This is a genomic window from Vibrio misgurnus, from assembly GCF_029635775.1.
Classification (GTDB): Bacteria; Pseudomonadota; Gammaproteobacteria; order Enterobacterales; family Vibrionaceae; genus Vibrio; species Vibrio chanodichtyis.
On record NZ_CP113241.1, the window covers coordinates 1,801,308 to 1,817,369 of the forward strand.

Below are 16,062 nucleotides of genomic sequence, written 5' to 3' on the forward strand. Positions count from 1 at the left end.
TCCCCTCTGTTTGAACAAGGAGTTCATCATGAAGTTTAACCTGAAACATTTACTGACTATCGCCGCAGCGGCCTCAAGCCTGATCCTCGCTGGCTGTGGTGAGAAAGTAGTTGATAACAACAAAATCAAAGTTGGCGTTATCGCAGGAGCGGAAGCCCAAGTTGCTGAAGTGGCGGCAAAAATTGCCAAAGAAAAATACAATTTAGATGTCGAATTAGTGGTGTTTACCGACTACGTTACCCCCAATGCGGCGCTGGATGATGGCTCAATCGATGCCAACGCGTTCCAACATAAACCTTATCTCGATAAACAAATCGCCGATCGCGGTTACAAATTGGCAATTGTTGGCAACACCTTTGTCTATCCGATTGCGGCTTACTCAAAGCGGATCACTTCACTGGATGAGCTACAAGATGGCGCACGCATTGCGGTACCGAATGACCCAACCAATCTAGGTCGTGCGCTGCTGCTGCTGCAACAACAAGGTCTGCTGCAACTGCGTGAAGAGGTGGGCTTGCTGGCCACAGTACGTGATATCATCGCCAATCCAAAGAAACTCGAGATCCTAGAGCTAGATGCAGCGCAACTGCCTCGTTCATTGGATGATGTCGCGCTCTCAATCATCAATACCACTTATGCTAGCTCAATTAATCTGACCCCAGAAAAAGACGGGATCTTCGTGGAAGATAAAGAGTCGCCATACGTCAATTTACTGGTCGCACGTGAAGCCAACGTCAACGCAGAAAATGTGCAAAACTTTAAGAAAGCTTACCAAACCGATGAAGTTGCTAAAGCGGCAGCAGAAATCTTCCAAGGTGGATCGGTGCAAGGTTGGTGATCACTATGTCGTAATGCATGCACCGGACAAGTATCCACTGACTGAGCATGCAGTGAAAAACATTAAAAGGTTGGCAACACGCCAACCTTTTTTATGCCACCAATCCAGCTAAGCACCTCAGTCAATACTGGCGATGGCCACCTTTTCTGCCCAACTGGCTCGCTAAAATCATCCCCGTCCAAGGCCGAAGTTTAGGGATGGTAACAAAATATGGGGTCAGCGTTATTTCAAATGATCCCATGAAATGTTAGAGACAATTCGGCACGACTCACAACGAAAATGGAAAATATCGTGCAGTGGCTCATCAAGTAACCATTGGCCACCACATTGAGGGCAAACACGCGCCCGCTCATCGGCAAGACTGGTGCCACCGACACGATACAGATAGTAATAGGTCGGCACTTGGGTCAGATATTCAATCCGTCCACACAAATCTCGCCCACGACGAAATAAATCACTGCCTACATCGCAGATTTCATGTAAAGCGGCATGCTCAGCTTGGCACGCGCCGCCCATTTGTAGCTCATCACACGCTTGCCATTCGGTTTGCCATTTGATCACCGCTTTATGATCGCCATTGAAGGTGGGAGGATGACGATAAAGAGGGATCGGCAATAAACTTTCGCCACTGCGCAGCGGCGAGCAAGTATGTACATAAGTGGTATACAGTATCTGCCAGCTTGGCGTATCAGTTTCAGCGGCTTGCTCAGAGTTAATATCCAGCCCTAATAACCGCACTTTCGGGGCTAATAAACCGGCTTCACTTAAGCGGCTCACGCAGCGTTCAACATATTGCGAATGAAACTTAGGGTGCAGACTCTCCTTTTCTGGGCATACCGCACGCAGATAAAAGACTCCATCGCCGAGCACAATCGGAAACTCACGCCCCAATACTTGACCGTTATAGCGTAGCGCATCCATCAGTCCATTGATCGCTTTATCCACTGCGCTAATGGTGGTGTTATCAAAACACTCAAATTCCAATTCAACCACGTACATCTCAATTCACCACGGGTTCAAGTTGTTGTAAAAATTCCGCCACATCCACGCTCAGTACTTCGCGCTGAGTGGTGCCGAGTTTTTCAAGGATCACATTGCCCGTCACATTGCACACGGCAATCACCGCCATCTCATCATCCGTGGTAGCAATAAACACCGTAGGGCGCTGTTTTAAGCGGCGCTGCATGACCAGATGCCCCAACAGATTTTCTTGCAGACGGGTGAAATCCTCCTCACTCCAGACTTGCAGCAGTGTCAATGCTCGACCACGCCACAGCGCAGGCATATCCGCACTAAACTGGCTGGCATAAAAGGCTTTACTGTCTTCATGTAAAGAGAGCTCAATCGCCTGTTCCATCGCCGTAAAATCGGCCCATACAGCACGACTGACGGGTTGCCAACGCACCGCATCTGCCAGCGTCTCAACCACACAAGGTGAAGCCAATCCAAACAGATCATAGCTTATGGGTAACTGACCATTTTGCTGCTGCGATTGTTGTAAAAAACGTTGGCTGAAATCGCGTAGGGCTTGTACAACGCTGTGCGTCATCATCATCATCTCCATGTAGAGTTTGCGCCGCCTAATTAATGACACTGGCACTGGGATTGCGTAAAATTCTGCATATTCTAATTGAATTGACTGAAAAACATGAGCAAATATTCCGATGCCAAAGCACTGGCAGGCCTGACACTGGGTAAAACCACCGAGTATGCCAACCAGTACGATCCAAGCCTATTGCAAGCGGTACCGCGTAGCTTAAACCGCGACGATCTGCAGCTTGGCAGCCAACTGCCCTTTCAGGGCTGTGATATCTGGACGCTGTATGAACTCTCTTGGCTTAATCAAAACGGTTTGCCACAAGTGGCGATCGGAGAAGTGGCGATCCCTGCTACCAGCCCGAATCTGATCGAATCCAAATCGTTTAAGCTCTATCTTAATAGCTATAACCAGACCCGCTTTGCCAGCTGGGATGAGGTAACGGCACAACTGATACGCGATCTTTCCGCCTGTGCTGGAGAAACAGTAACCGTCAAGGTGCAGCCGCTGACCCACTACACTGCCGAACCGATTGCCACCCTGCAGGGTGAATGCATCGATGAGCAAGATATTGAGATTCAAGATTACCAGTTTGATCACACCCTATTACAAGGCGCGGCTCAAGGTGAGGTAGTCAACGAGATACTGCACAGCCACCTGCTCAAATCCAACTGTCTGATCACCAATCAACCCGATTGGGGCAGTGTTGAAATTGCTTATCACGGCGCACAAATTAACCGCGAAGCTTTACTGCGTTATCTGGTTTCTTTCCGCGAACATAACGAATTTCATGAACAGTGCGTCGAGCGGATTTTTACTGATATTATGCGCTACTGCCAGCCAGAAACCTTAACCGTTTATGCGCGCTATACACGGCGTGGTGGACTTGATATCAACCCATTCCGATCTAACTATCAAGCTGCGCCAACAGATAATCGCCGTATGGCACGACAATAAGGATGTAATCTAGGATGAGATTTCTACACTGGCTGACTCTGGTGGGCATGCTGCTCGCAACTGGACTACAAGCAGCAATTTACACTTCACCGATGCTGAATGAAGCCGATGGCTTAGTTGAAATCTCACCTTTGCAAGCGAAAAAAATAGCCCAGCAATATCTCAATGAGCGCCATTTAGCCGAAAAAATCGAAAATCATCCGGCGGCTATTGCTCGTGATGAACCAGACAGCCGTATGCGCACTCCGAGCAGCAGTGTCGATGCGATGATGATTCTCGCGCAAGCGTTAGATAACCTAGCGGATCATCCATCAGCACAATTGATCCTAATCGATGCTCAAGCGCTTACCGAACAATATCAATTGCCCTATTTGCGGCTGGAGGTACAACTGCTCAGCACTCGCCTTGCCTGGCAAACCGATGGCGATGCACAGCATGCGCAGCAACGACTCGAACAGATCACTGCTCAGTATCGACAGATCGAAAATGCGGATCAAATCGCCAAAAGCATTAATTATAAAATTACCCTGCTGCAAGCGGAAATTGCCTCAAAAGCCAATCAAGTAGAGGTGGCAGATAAACTCTTCGCCCAATTAAAGCCGTATCTTGACACCTTAACCAGTGAGAAACCGGCGATTGAATATCACCTCAAATTGGGCGAGCATCATCTCAACCATGAACGCTATAACCTAGCGCTGTCTGAGTTTTTAGTCGCATACTGGAGTGCGATTGAAAGTAACTCAGGGGTATTATTGGCCAAATCCAATACCCGACTTGGTCAACTTTTTTTCAATCGGCAAGTTTTAGATAAAGCACTCGATCATTTCTCACAAGCCGCCGATTTTTATGGTCGCTACGAGCAATCACCTTTTTTGCCTTTAGTGCTGAAACAGATGGGTGATATTTACTATCAGCAAGGAAAATACAACTTAGCTTTAGTGCATTATTTTAATGTCATCGATCATCAAAATCATCGTGCATTGCTTAATGATGAGATTGAAATACGCATTAATCTGGCTGCCACTTATTTACAGCTCTACAACTACTCGATCGCCGAACAATATTTAACCAGCGCAGAAGAGTTACTGGCTCTGACCGATGCTCCGCGCTTAAATGGACATGTCGCATTACTGCATTCCGGATTGGCTTATTATCAAAAAATGGCTCAAGATGTAATTCGCTACGCAGAAAGAGCCTTAACCATCGGTCAATCCTTGCAAGATGATCAGCTACAAGAGCAAGCTTATCGCTTACTGTCACTCGGTTATGAAAAAAGTGGTTCCGCTAACCAAGCCCTAGCGGCCTTTAAACAAAGCCAAGCCTTGGCACAAAAACGACAAAATAAACTCAACCAAATTAGTGAAGATGCTTTCCGCCAACAACGGGAATTTATTGAACAAACCTTGCATCTAGTCGGGCAAGAAAAACAGCTACAACAGACCCAAAACCAATTTACTCAGCTACGTAAAATTGCCCTGTTCTTACTGCTGATCACCTTAGTGATGTTGATGATAAATTGGCGACGTGGCTATATTATGCAACGTCAGCAAGATGAAATTTCAGAGCTACACGACACCTTATTTACTCACTCGCGATCCCAGCTCAATAACCTACGTATGCTGCATGCCAAGCTGCCCAGTTCATTAGAAAAAAGCCACCATAACTATGAACAATGGCAGCTCGGTGAATTAATCCACCAACCGCTGAATGACCGGCTACGCTTCGCGCTGATCGACTTTCCTTTTATGCGTAATATGTACCTACAAAACGGTTACAGTGCAGGTTTAGAGTTAGAGCACGCTTTTGGACAATTCCTGAGAGAGAAAATCAAAGAGCCGAATCGGCTGTACCATTTTTCTGATGCGAGCCTGCTTTATATCGAGAAAAGTGGTGAACAAAAAAGCGCTCCGGAAACACTGTTCAATCAAATTCAGTTGTGGATGAATGAATTTGCCGCTAATCGTAAGCTAAATCCAATCATTCGGATGGGGATTGTTGATTATCCATTTTTGCCACGCGCTTATACCGCCATCAATGATAAAGAATTGCTGGATATTTTATTGATGGCGACCCATATCGCCCGTGAATTAAGCCTAAGCGAAGGTCAAAGCCACTGGGTGTATTTTAAAGCGATTGAAAATGCACCCGCGGCCTGTTTTGCTTCTGGAAATATTCGGCTTGCTTGCAAACACGCCATCAATCAAGGGCTAATCAAAGTTCACTCTTCCTCACAGAATGAGGACAATATCAAAAAACTCTTAAAAGATGACTAAAAGATGGCTAAATGCTGCCCAGTCGACATAAACATTCAGTGACCTTGAGAAAATATTTGTTATTATCGATGAATTAATAAATAGGATCAGCATTGATCCTCTACTATCTAGTTTGTTGTACATGGGCGTTCTAGAACACGATCTTCAAGCAGAGCTTGACAAATTTAAATCTCAGTTAGAGCAAGTCCGTCTGACCCAAAGGGACACGTCGTTTAAATTTAACCGAGAACAACAGGTTCTTAAACGCATGGTATCTTCATTGGCTAACCACTATCGAGGTAGCCATGAGCTAAACCAAAGTTTAGATGAGCTTAGCTATGCATTACAGCAGCCACAAGACATCAGCGAACTGATCCCTCAATTGGCGGTGCTGGAACGCATGTTGAAACAACGGTCACTTGCCATGGATAAACATCACCATCACCTAGATCGCCAATTACAACACAGCGCAGAAACCCTGCTGCGCGTGGCTGGGTTGCCACCAAAAATCAAACGCGATCTGCGCGATCTGATCAGCTTTAGCGCGGCCCAACCGCAAGAAAAAACCGAACAAGCACTGCGCTTGTTGGACATCTACCAACGCGCGGTCAAAATCCAATCCATCAATCCCAATTTGGCGCAAAGTGACATCGCTCGGTCAGCGGATCGTGAGTTACTCGATCGCTTGTGTATCGATCTACAACAGTTGATCACTGAACTTGATTTTAATGGTGAATCTGGCGAGCAATTGAATGATATTCGCTCTAAACTTCTGCTCGGTGTCAATCCTCACACTCTGCTTGAATTAACCCTTGAAGTACTGCGTTTGGTGGTGAATGGCAGCCAGATGGAACGGAAATCGGCCCAAGCCTTCTTAGAACAAGTCAATCTCTCGGTTGGCAACAACCTCAAAAGTGTCACCCAAAATCTAGAGCAGAGCCAAAATTATCTCATCCATCGCCAACAGATGAATAGTGAACTAGGCAACTTAGTGTCACGTAGCCAAACCACCCTCGCCGAACAAACCGATATCGCGCAACTTAAGCAAAAAATGACCCCTTTGCTGCGCGAAATGACCTCACTGACTGAACGTTTACATTTATCTGAACAGCGTGAGCAAGCCCTGTTCGAACGGATGTTATACAGCAAAGATCAAATGGCCGCCTTGTCGGATTTGGCGCAGAATTATCACCACCGACTGGAAGAACAAGCGTTACGAGCACAGTTAGATCCTTTAACTAAGGTCTATAATCGGAGCTACTTTACTGAACGGCTCGAACACGAATACCGCCGTTGGATCCGTGGTCAGCACAATTTTCGAATTGTGCTATTTGATATCGATAACTTCAAATCGATCAACGACAGCTTTGGCTATACCGCAGGTGATAAAGCGTTAACCATTATTGCGCGCACCATCAAAAAAGAGCTGAGCGATGGTGATACTGTAGCGCGTTTTGCCGGCGAAGAATTTATTGTCTTAATGCCTGAGCGCTCAGATAGCGACAGCTATCAAATCATTCATCAAATTCAGCTTAACGTCTCGAAATTGCCGTTTAAATTCCGCGATAAAAATTTGACCATTACGGTTTCAGCCGCCTGTCTGCGTTTTGCCGATTCTGACACTCCAGAAACGGTACTCGATCGGTTGAATCTGACCTTAAACCAAGCCAAAAGCAGTGGTTCTAGCCAGTTGGCTTGGAAATAAACGCATAATATTTGCTCACCTCTCACTTTAATTGTGCTCTGTTTCACAATTAACCGCTGATGATATTTCCTTCTATGATGAGATGCCTCTAGATTGAAACAAACATATCAAGAGGTTATCTATACCACACCACTTAAAGTCGCCTACTTTAAGTCGCAGCGGTATCACGTCTAGCTCTGTGCGACGTGGGTTATCCTCACGCTCTCGCATGCCTCAACCCTAGGTTGAAGGAGGACAGTATGATTATTCAAGTCAGCCCAGCCGGCAGTATGGATCTGCTTTCTCAACTCGAAGTCGAACGCCTGAAAAAAACTGCGTCTAGCGATCTGTATCAGCTCTACCGTAACTGTAGCCTTGCGGTGCTCAACTCCGGCAGCCATACCGATAACTCTAGAGAACTACTCGATAAATATAAAAATTTTGACATCACCGTCATGCGCCGCGAACGCGGCATTAAACTTGAGCTGGTTAATCCCCCTGAACACGCTTTTGTGGATGGACAAATCATCAAAGGTATTCAAGAGCACTTATTTGCGGTGCTGCGCGATATTGTGTACATCAATATGCACTTAGCCGATAGTCAGCGGCTTAACTTAACCAATACCACTCATATCACCAACCTAGTGTTTAGTATTTTGCGCAATGCTGGGGTGCTGGCCCCTGGAATTGAGCCTAATTTAGTGGTGTGCTGGGGCGGCCATTCAATCAATCCGGTCGAATACCAATATACCCGTGAGGTCGGCCATGAATTAGGACTACGTGAGCTCAATATCTGTACCGGTTGTGGCCCAGGAGCCATGGAAGGCCCGATGAAAGGCGCCGCAGTTGGTCATGCCAAACAGCGCTATTTAGCCTATCGTTACCTTGGCTTAACCGAGCCATCGATTATTGCTGCAGAACCGCCGAATCCAATTGTCAATCAACTGGTGATTATGCCCGATATTGAAAAGCGCTTAGAGGCCTTTGTGCGCATGGCACACGGGATTATTATCTTCCCCGGAGGGCCGGGCACCGCCGAAGAGCTGTTGTATATCCTTGGCATCATGATGCATCCGGACAATGCCGATCAACCGATGCCAATCGTGTTAACCGGCCCCAAACAGAGTGAAGCTTACTTCCATTCGTTAGATAAATTTATCACTGAGACTTTGGGTGAAGCAGCGCGTAAACACTACCATATTGTGATTGATAATCCAGCCGAAGCAGCTCGGATAATGAGTCATGCTATGCCGCGGGTACGTGAGCATCGGAAAAACAAAGACGATGCTTACAGTTTTAACTGGTCACTTAAAATTGAGCCTGAATTTCAACTGCCATTTGAACCCAATCATGACAGCATGGCTAATCTCGATTTACATTTAAACCAGCCTCCAGAAATATTAGCTGCCAATTTACGGCGCGCTTTTTCTGGGGTAGTGGCAGGTAATGTCAAAGCAGAAGGGATCCGCGAGATAGAACGCCACGGCCCCTTTATCATGCATGGCGATCCACAGTTGATGGATAAAATAGATAAACTGCTCAATGATTTTGTCGCGCAACATCGTATGAAATTACCCGGTGGTACCGCCTATGAGCCATGCTATAAAATCGTGCTCTAGAAGGTAACGATGAGCGAATCGCGTTCACATCCCCCACCAAACAAGGTGATAAGCTCAAATTCAGATTCGTAATCTGGCGGGTTTTGATTACAATAAGGGCCTGATAAGCCCTTATTGTTGTTGATTGCTGGTTATGTCCCTTCACCTGGTTATTATTGATGCCCTTAATTTGATCCGCCGTGTACACTCTGCACAGCCTGATCCGAATGACATCGCCCGAACGGCACAAACCACCACTCGCACACTGCAACGCATCATTAATGAAGCCCAGCCGAGCCATATGATCGCGGTTTTTGACCATCAATTAGCCGATCGTGGCTGGCGCGCTCAATTACTACCTAGCTACAAAGCCAACCGCAAACCGATGCCAGAAATGCTCCAGCAAGGATTAGAAACCATTCAAGATGCGTGGTGGCAACTCGGGATTGATTCGCTGTTATCCGAAGGTGATGAAGCAGATGATTTGATCGCGACACTGGCCTGTAAAGTCGCCGGACGGCAACAAAAAGTCACCATCATTTCGACCGATAAAGGCTACTGCCAACTGCTTTCACCAACCTTGCAAATTAGAGACTATTTTCAGCAGCGCTGGTTAGATCAACCGTTTATCGCCCAAGAATTTGGCGTAGCACCAGCACAATTGACCGACTACTGGGGCTTAACCGGGGTCAGTTCAAGCCAAATTCCAGGCGTCGTCGGGATTGGCCCTAAAGCGGCGCAACAAATTTTGCACCAGTTTAGCAGCATTGAACAAGCGTATTTAAGCCCTGAACTGGCGGATAAATACCGTAAAAAACTCGAACCTCAGATTGAGATGGCGCGGATCTGCAAACAAATCAGTACATTAAAAACCGATATTGAACTTGGTTTTAACTTACAAGAGATCCGCTTTAGCGCGCCCTCCAGCAGCTAACACTGTGCTGTTGGTCGATGCTTGGCGTTGCACATCGATCGCCAATATGCCCAATTCCAGCACCAGCAGAGAGTACACCCTATCACTACACTTGCTGCAGAATCTCTACCTGCTCACTGCGTGCCTTGTTCAGCATCCAGTCACGAAATGTGGCCACCCGCCCGATGTCCGCTTGTTTTTCATGACACACCACATAAAAAGCATTATTGGTCATCAGCACTTGATCAAACGGTGCGATTAAGCGCCCAGCATCCATTTCGGGTTGGGCTAATACGTTATTACCCAGCGCCACCCCTTGACCATGGGCCGCCGCTTGCAACACCATAGTTGAGTGGCTGAAAATCGGCCCGTGGTTAACATTGACGTTGTTGAGACTATTTTCTTTGGCAAACTGCTTCCAATCTTTGCGCGAAGTATCGTGCAACAGAGTGTGATGAGCTAAATCACTTAAGGTTTCCATCGGCTTATTGCCCAGCAACAACGCAGGTGAACAGAGCGGGATCAGAAACTCTTGATACAGTTTATCGGCACGCAGCCCAGGCCAACTACCGCGACCATAATAGATCGCCACATCAACATCATCCGCCAGCGATCCCTCATCCATATCAACCGCTTTGATCCGCACATCAATATCCGGCTCTTGCTGGTTAAAATCCGCCAAACGCGGCACTAGCCACTGGATAGCAAAGCTCGGTGGCAAACTGATCGTCAATGCGCCTTTTTCACTGCGTTCAAGTAATTTATCTGTGGCTTCAGCTAATGAACCAAAAATATCTTTAATATCCAGAAAGTAACTTTGCCCCTCTTCGGTCAGCAGCAAAGATCGATTACGGCGCCGGAATAATTTCAAACCAAGAAACTCTTCTAACGCTTTGATTTGGTGGCTAACTGCGGCCTGTGTCACAAATAATTCTTCACCAGCTCGAGTAAAACTTAAATGGCGAGCTGCCGCTTCAAACACTTTTAACGAATTGAGAGGAGGTAATCTTCTGGACATACAGACACTCGGTTAGTGATTAGTTTTTTTTATCTGAAACATTATAATTTGTCCGTTGCTAATCGACCAGAGAAAATCTATATTTCACCGCGTAACAGCGGCCTGAACGGCTTGATTTCTTTGTAAATCAATAGGCTTAGTTGTTGCGATGTTGTGTTTGCAAACTCGAATTTCGAGTTAGGTAGTTTCTACCCTCTGTTTTGTGCAATTATCCCTGCCACAAAACAAATACTTCCTGTATTTATTTTTGACCTGTCTGTCAAATTTTTAGCACCGCCTCTGGGCGGTGTTTTTTTATCTCCCGCCATTAAACAGATTCCGTTGAGTGAACCCCGTTAATTAAGCAAAAAAAACGCACCGCCTGCTCAGCAAACGGTGCGTGATAACCAACATGACTAACGTTTATGGACGATACACTTTCACGTTGCTAAATCCTTGTTCTTGCAAATACAAGGCTTGCAAACGGCTCATCACCCCACGCGCGCAGTACAACAAGTACGTTTTCGATGGATCTAAATCACCAAACTGAGTCGCTAACTTGTAAAACGGCAGGTGCTTAACGGTCACGCCATCCAGTTGCAGTGGACTCTCGTCTTCTTCATCTGGGCTACGAATATCCAGCACCACCGCATTGGCTTGGTCAGCAATGCTAACCTGTTCCACTTCTGGTGCTTGTTCCAGCGACTGTTTACCAATTTCACGAATATCGATCTGGCGTGCGTTGTACACTACTTGCTCAAGCAGCGCAAAATCAAATTTCGCTTCTTCTTGCTCAAGTTTCGCTTGCACCGCTTTAACGGTAGGGCTTTTCGAAATCACCCCACAAAATTCAGGCATGGTTTTGGCAAAATCTTCGGTACCAATCTCGCGCGCCAGCCGAATAATGTCATCTTTGTCCCAGTTGATCAGCGGACGCAAAATCAGCGTATCGGTTACATTGTCGATATGGCGTAGATTGGTTAAGGTTTGGCTCGACACTTGGCCTAGCGCTTCACCAGTCACCAAAGCCTGAATACCTAACTTTTCAGCCACCATACCAGCGGCACGCATAAACATACGCTTTAACACCACGCCCATCTGGCCATCGTCGATCTTTTCTAAGATTTCAGCCACGATCGGCTCAAAATCAATCGCAATAAACCGCACTTTGGCCGATGAACCGTATTTCTGCCACAAGTAGTAAGCGGTTTGCTTGACGCCAATTTCATGAGCTGGGCCACCAAGATTGAAGAAGCAGTAATGCACTTTTGAACCGCGTTTAATGTGTAGGTAGCTCGACACGCCTGAGTCAAAACCGCCAGAGATCAAACTCAGCACATCTTCTTGGGTACCGAGCGGGAAGCCGCCCAAACCTTTATAACGAGCGATGATTTGGTTGAGCAGATCATCAGCCACTTCAACTTGAACCGTCACATCTGGATTGGTCAGTTTCACTTTGGCACTGGCCACCGCTTGATTGAGGCCGCCACCGACATAACGCTCAAGTTCAATCGAGGTAAAATCATGCTTACCACGACGCTTAGCGCGCACCACGAAGGTTTTGTTTTCGATATTGGCTCGATTAAGCTCAAGCACCTGTTCATAGATGTTATGCAGATCGGTAAAGGTCGATTGCTGCACTTCCAAAACTTGCTGAATACCTGGCGTGGTGGTCAAAATTTCCAGCACTTCCGCATAATAGGTATCGCTGGCCGAGGTCACTTCGATATGATCGCGACGATTGAATACCGCCACCCCTTGTGTGCGGGCTTTCACAATAATTCGAATATTGCTTTCAAGGATCTTTGTGAAACGCTTACGCACCGATTCACTTTTCACAAAAATTTCCGGATGGGGTTTGACGATAAATTTCATAAGGTTATTCGCAATCTGAGTTAGACAATCTGCCAAGCTGCAGGTAAGGCGCTCTAAGGCGCTTACCGCTAAAGGGGCGCGATTATACACGATCCTCTGGTGCAGAGAAATGCCCATCAACTAGGCAAGTCATACGACTTGCCTTATGGTGATCCGCCTACCTAGCGCGCTACTGCTCGTGATGGAACTTCATCACTAAACAGCGGCTCACCTTGCAAAATACTAATCTCGACCCGTCGGTTGAGCGCTCGTTGCACTTCGCTATCATTGCTACCCAGTGGCTGAGTATCGGCTAAACCACGCACCTGTAATCGTAAGTGGTCAAAACCTTTCACTTTTTCCATTTCTTGCGCCACCGATACCGCGCGCTGAGCGGAAAGATCCCAGTTTGAACGATACAATTCAGAATCGAGCCTTTGATTATCGGTATGCCCGGTCACTCGCACCTTGCCAGGAACATCTTTCACTAAATCGGCAATTTGTCGCACCAATGGACGGAATCTGGGCTGCAAAAATGCCGAACCTTCTGGGAAAGCCCCTTTTTCGCGGATCCGAATATCAATTTGTTGACCTAAATTTTCAACCTCAATCGCGCCTTGTTCGATTTCACGCGATAACGCTTTTTTAATGCTTTCAGCCACAATCTCCATCTGCTCAGACATGATTTGAGATTGCTGCTCTGACTGGGTATTCTGATTATCTTGAGTGGCAGTGTCGGGCGATTGCCCCCCGGTCATTTGCCCCAAATCGCGCTGATTGCCACCCGCACGATCTGCATCCCCCTCTTGAAACTCAAGCGTTTGCTGGGTGATGTCAATGGTTTGCTGCATGATCACATCAATCGGCGTTGGTTCAGGACGCCCAGGACGAAACTCTTGAGCAATAATACTGGTGCCTTTCGGAATATCTTTCACTTCGAGACGATTTTGTACCCCAAAGGCAAACTTCATCGACCCTGCAATTTGCTTAAACTTGAGCACGTCCATCTCAGAAAATGACAGCAGCAAAACAAAGAAGCACACCAGCAGTGACATCAAGTCGGCAAAGGTACCAAGCCAAGCCGGCGCACCAGGAGGCGGACATTTACAAGGTTGTTGGTCATCCATCGTCAGTCAGCTCCGCTACTCTTTATCAACATCAAGCGCACGCTTGCTTGCGTTAAGGTAGTTCTTCAAATAACTATCGATAACTCTTGGGTTTTGTCCATCTTGAATCGCTAACACACCGTCCATAATCAAGCGGCGATTGAGCGTCTCCTGATCGCGGCGTAAGGCCAGTTTATCGGCAATCGGAAAACAGATCATATTGGCCAATATCGCACCATAAAGGGTGGTCAATAGTGCCACCGCCATCGCAGGACCGATCGATTTAGGGTCATCCATATTGGATAACATCGCCACCAATCCAACCAAGGTACCAATCATGCCCATCGCAGGAGCCACTTCCCCAAAAGAGCGAAACACTTGAGTGCCTTTACTATGTCGCTCATCGGTTAAAATTATGTCTTTTTGTAAAGTAGCACGCACCACATCGGCATCATGCCCATCGACCAACAAATCAATGCCTTTTTGCATAAACGGATTGGGAATTTCCATCTCTTCTAGCGCCAAAAAGCCACCTTTACGTGCCGCATCGGCCATTTCCACAATTTTGGCAATCAGATCTTCAGGCTCATCGGCCTTGAACATAAACGCTTTACCAGCGATTTTTCCGGCACCAAAAAATTGCCCAAAGGTGAACTTCATGAGCACCACGAAAGTTGAGCCACCGACTACAATCAGAATCGAAATAACGTCGACGAACATCACCAAGCTGCCGCCTAGCACCATCGCCATAAGAACGAAAGCTAAGCCGCCAATAAGACCTATCAATGTTGCTAAATCCACCAAGCACTCCTCAGGCTATACATTCGCGATAATCAAAAGCTTACTTTGATTATCGGCAACAGAATAAATTCTTTAAGCAAATTGTCTGTATTGACAGTGAAAAACCGGCCTAGTGTAGCGGAAAAGCAAGCAATAGGCTGCGCTCGGGTAGCGAGTTTTTATCCATCGATGCGTGACTCAACGGGCTTTTTTTCATTTCGTTATCTGACACGGTAAAAAAGCCTTCCGTTTCTGACAAAATCGTTTGGTTCAATTTGACCAACTCAGCCCCCTGAGGTAACTTTCGTGCATCTTAACTAAGGCATACCGATTATGGCGAACAAGAAACCAGAAAACATGTCGTTTGAATCGACGATCGATGAACTGGAACAGTTGGTTGAACAATTGGAAAGTGGCGATCTCGCTCTTGATGAAGCATTAAAAAAGTTTGAACGCGGTATTTCGCTCGCTAGAGCCGGTCAACTCAAGCTTGATGACGCCGAACAACGCGTACGCATTTTACTCAGTCAAAGTGACGATGCGCCGCTAAGCGATTTTAACCCAGTCGCGGAGTAAACCACTTCGCCAAGGCCGTCGATCTCAAACCACAGATCCGGCACAACCGATACAGACGAGAGCCCTATGATTGAGGCGTTATCCTCATACCAACAGCGAAATAATCAGCAACTGGAGCAGTGGCTAGAGCAGATCCCGTTTCAAAACTTGCCATTGATCGAGGCGATGCGTTACGGGTTACTGCTTGGCGGCAAACGCGCACGCCCCTATTTGGTCTACATCACTGGGCAGATGTTGGGCTGCGCATTGAGCGAGCTCGATACCCCTGCGGCGGCCATTGAGTGTATCCATGCTTATTCGCTGATCCATGATGATTTGCCGGCGATGGATGATGATGAATTACGCCGCGGCCAGCCGACCTGCCATATCCAATTTGATGAAGCGACCGCGATTTTAACTGGTGACGCCTTGCAAACACTGGCCTTTACCATTTTGGCGGAAGGCAGCTTGTCTGCAGCGGGAGAAACTCAGCGGGTTGCCATGATCCAAATCCTAGCGCAAGCCTCTGGTGCGCAAGGAATGTGTCTTGGACAAGCGCTCGATTTAGCGGCAGAAAACCGCTTAATCTCACTAGAACAATTACAAACCATCCATCGCAATAAAACCGGAGCGTTAATGCGCTGCGCGATCCGCTTAGGTGCATTGGCGGCAGGCGAAACAGGCCGCGCTATGTTGCCATATTTGGATCGCTACGCGGATGCAGTTGGACTAGCCTTTCAAGTACAAGATGATATTTTAGATATCATCAGCGACACGCAAACGCTCGGTAAACCACAAGGTTCGGATCAACAACTCAACAAAAGCACTTATCCTGCATTGCTCGGCTTAGCTGGAGCGCAGCAAAAGGCGCAGGCTTTATTACAAGAAGCGCTGCTAGCGTTAAGTGAGATCCCCTACAATACTCAGTCTCTGGAAGAGTTCGCCCGATATGTTGTCGAGCGCAAAAATTAAACCATAAGCGCGCATAGTT

At 47.0% G+C, this 16,062-nt stretch carries 14 protein-coding genes; 8 read left to right on the top strand and 6 right to left on the bottom strand.

Annotated elements, in window-relative coordinates:
• Positions 1-28: 28 nt before the first annotated feature.
• Positions 29-838, top strand: coding sequence for a methionine ABC transporter substrate-binding lipoprotein MetQ (gene metQ / locus OOK74_RS08275; protein WP_274723515.1), 810 nt, complete (start codon positions 29-31; stop codon positions 836-838).
• A 222-nt stretch (positions 839-1,060) separates the two neighbouring features.
• On the opposite strand, the gene OOK74_RS08280 is transcribed toward metQ, so the two are convergent.
• Both OOK74_RS08280 and syd read right to left on the bottom strand, forming a co-directional pair.
• Positions 1,061-1,837 (bottom strand): Zn-ribbon-containing protein, encoded by a 777-nt coding sequence (locus OOK74_RS08280; RefSeq protein WP_274723516.1) that lies wholly within the window; start codon positions 1,835-1,837, stop codon positions 1,061-1,063.
• 1 nt (position 1,838) lies between these two features.
• A complete protein-coding gene (gene syd, locus OOK74_RS08285) occupies positions 1,839-2,387 on the bottom strand; it encodes a SecY-interacting protein (protein WP_274723556.1) in 549 nt (182 codons plus the stop codon).
• A gap of 99 nt (positions 2,388-2,486) precedes the next feature.
• On the opposite strand from syd, the gene queF reads away from it, so the two are divergent.
• The 5 genes from queF (at position 2,487) to xni (ending at position 9,800) form a co-directional block, all read left to right on the top strand.
• Complete coding sequence (queF, locus tag OOK74_RS08290; protein WP_274723517.1) at positions 2,487-3,332, top strand: NADPH-dependent 7-cyano-7-deazaguanine reductase QueF; 846 nt, start codon at positions 2,487-2,489, stop codon at positions 3,330-3,332.
• Positions 3,333-3,346: 14 nt separating this feature from the next.
• Positions 3,347-5,605 (top strand): tetratricopeptide repeat protein, encoded by a 2,259-nt coding sequence (locus OOK74_RS08295; protein ID WP_278182583.1) that lies wholly within the window; start codon positions 3,347-3,349, stop codon positions 5,603-5,605.
• A 121-nt stretch (positions 5,606-5,726) separates the two neighbouring features.
• A complete protein-coding gene (locus OOK74_RS08300; RefSeq protein ID WP_278182584.1) occupies positions 5,727-7,289 on the top strand; it encodes a GGDEF domain-containing protein in 1,563 nt (520 codons plus the stop codon).
• Between the two features lie 239 nt (positions 7,290-7,528).
• A complete protein-coding gene (ppnN, locus tag OOK74_RS08305; RefSeq protein WP_278182585.1) occupies positions 7,529-8,887 on the top strand; it encodes a nucleotide 5'-monophosphate nucleosidase PpnN in 1,359 nt (452 codons plus the stop codon).
• Positions 8,888-9,020: 133 nt separating this feature from the next.
• A complete protein-coding gene (gene xni / locus OOK74_RS08310) occupies positions 9,021-9,800 on the top strand; it encodes a flap endonuclease Xni (protein ID WP_274723521.1) in 780 nt (259 codons plus the stop codon).
• Between the two features lie 85 nt (positions 9,801-9,885).
• Here xni and OOK74_RS08315 read toward each other — a convergent pair whose 3' ends face one another.
• From OOK74_RS08315 to pomA, 4 genes are all read right to left on the bottom strand, one after another.
• Positions 9,886-10,797 carry a transcriptional regulator GcvA gene (locus OOK74_RS08315; RefSeq protein ID WP_274723522.1) on the bottom strand — a complete coding sequence of 304 codons (912 nt, stop codon included), beginning with the start codon at positions 10,795-10,797 and terminating at the stop codon, positions 9,886-9,888.
• Between the two features lie 402 nt (positions 10,798-11,199).
• Complete coding sequence (gene thiI / locus OOK74_RS08320; RefSeq protein ID WP_274723523.1) at positions 11,200-12,651, bottom strand: tRNA uracil 4-sulfurtransferase ThiI; 1,452 nt, start codon at positions 12,649-12,651, stop codon at positions 11,200-11,202.
• 161 nt (positions 12,652-12,812) lie between these two features.
• Positions 12,813-13,757 (bottom strand): flagellar motor protein MotB, encoded by a 945-nt coding sequence (locus tag OOK74_RS08325; RefSeq protein WP_278182586.1) that lies wholly within the window; start codon positions 13,755-13,757, stop codon positions 12,813-12,815.
• Between the two features lie 15 nt (positions 13,758-13,772).
• A complete protein-coding gene (pomA, locus tag OOK74_RS08330; protein WP_277208160.1) occupies positions 13,773-14,537 on the bottom strand; it encodes a flagellar motor protein PomA in 765 nt (254 codons plus the stop codon).
• Between the two features lie 312 nt (positions 14,538-14,849).
• On the opposite strand from pomA, the gene xseB reads away from it, so the two are divergent.
• Both xseB and ispA read left to right on the top strand, forming a co-directional pair.
• Positions 14,850-15,092: an exodeoxyribonuclease VII small subunit gene (xseB, locus tag OOK74_RS08335; RefSeq protein ID WP_166014552.1), complete on the top strand. Its 243-nt coding sequence runs from the start codon at positions 14,850-14,852 to the stop codon at positions 15,090-15,092.
• Between the two features lie 66 nt (positions 15,093-15,158).
• A complete protein-coding gene (gene ispA / locus OOK74_RS08340) occupies positions 15,159-16,043 on the top strand; it encodes a (2E,6E)-farnesyl diphosphate synthase (RefSeq protein WP_274723526.1) in 885 nt (294 codons plus the stop codon).
• Positions 16,044-16,062 lie beyond the last annotated feature (19 nt).

Excerpts from the sequence above, each read along its gene's own strand:
- syd (WP_274723556.1), bottom strand. The coding sequence starts at position 2,387 with ATGACGCACAGCGTTGTACAAGCCCTACGCGATTTCAGCCAACGTTTT.
- ppnN (WP_278182585.1), top strand. The coding sequence starts at position 7,529 with ATGATTATTCAAGTCAGCCCAGCCGGCAGTATGGATCTGCTTTCTCAA.
- xseB (WP_166014552.1), top strand. The coding sequence starts at position 14,850 with ATGGCGAACAAGAAACCAGAAAACATGTCGTTTGAATCGACGATCGAT.
- metQ (WP_274723515.1), top strand. The coding sequence starts at position 29 with ATGAAGTTTAACCTGAAACATTTACTGACTATCGCCGCAGCGGCCTCA.
- xni (WP_274723521.1), top strand. The coding sequence starts at position 9,021 with ATGTCCCTTCACCTGGTTATTATTGATGCCCTTAATTTGATCCGCCGT.
- OOK74_RS08280 (WP_274723516.1), bottom strand. The coding sequence starts at position 1,837 with ATGTACGTGGTTGAATTGGAATTTGAGTGTTTTGATAACACCACCATT.
- OOK74_RS08295 (WP_278182583.1), top strand. The coding sequence starts at position 3,347 with ATGAGATTTCTACACTGGCTGACTCTGGTGGGCATGCTGCTCGCAACT.
- ispA (WP_274723526.1), top strand. The coding sequence starts at position 15,159 with ATGATTGAGGCGTTATCCTCATACCAACAGCGAAATAATCAGCAACTG.
- OOK74_RS08325 (WP_278182586.1), bottom strand. The coding sequence starts at position 13,757 with ATGGATGACCAACAACCTTGTAAATGTCCGCCTCCTGGTGCGCCGGCT.
- queF (WP_274723517.1), top strand. The coding sequence starts at position 2,487 with ATGAGCAAATATTCCGATGCCAAAGCACTGGCAGGCCTGACACTGGGT.
- OOK74_RS08300 (WP_278182584.1), top strand. The coding sequence starts at position 5,727 with ATGGGCGTTCTAGAACACGATCTTCAAGCAGAGCTTGACAAATTTAAA.
- thiI (WP_274723523.1), bottom strand. The coding sequence starts at position 12,651 with ATGAAATTTATCGTCAAACCCCATCCGGAAATTTTTGTGAAAAGTGAA.
- OOK74_RS08315 (WP_274723522.1), bottom strand. The coding sequence starts at position 10,797 with ATGTCCAGAAGATTACCTCCTCTCAATTCGTTAAAAGTGTTTGAAGCG.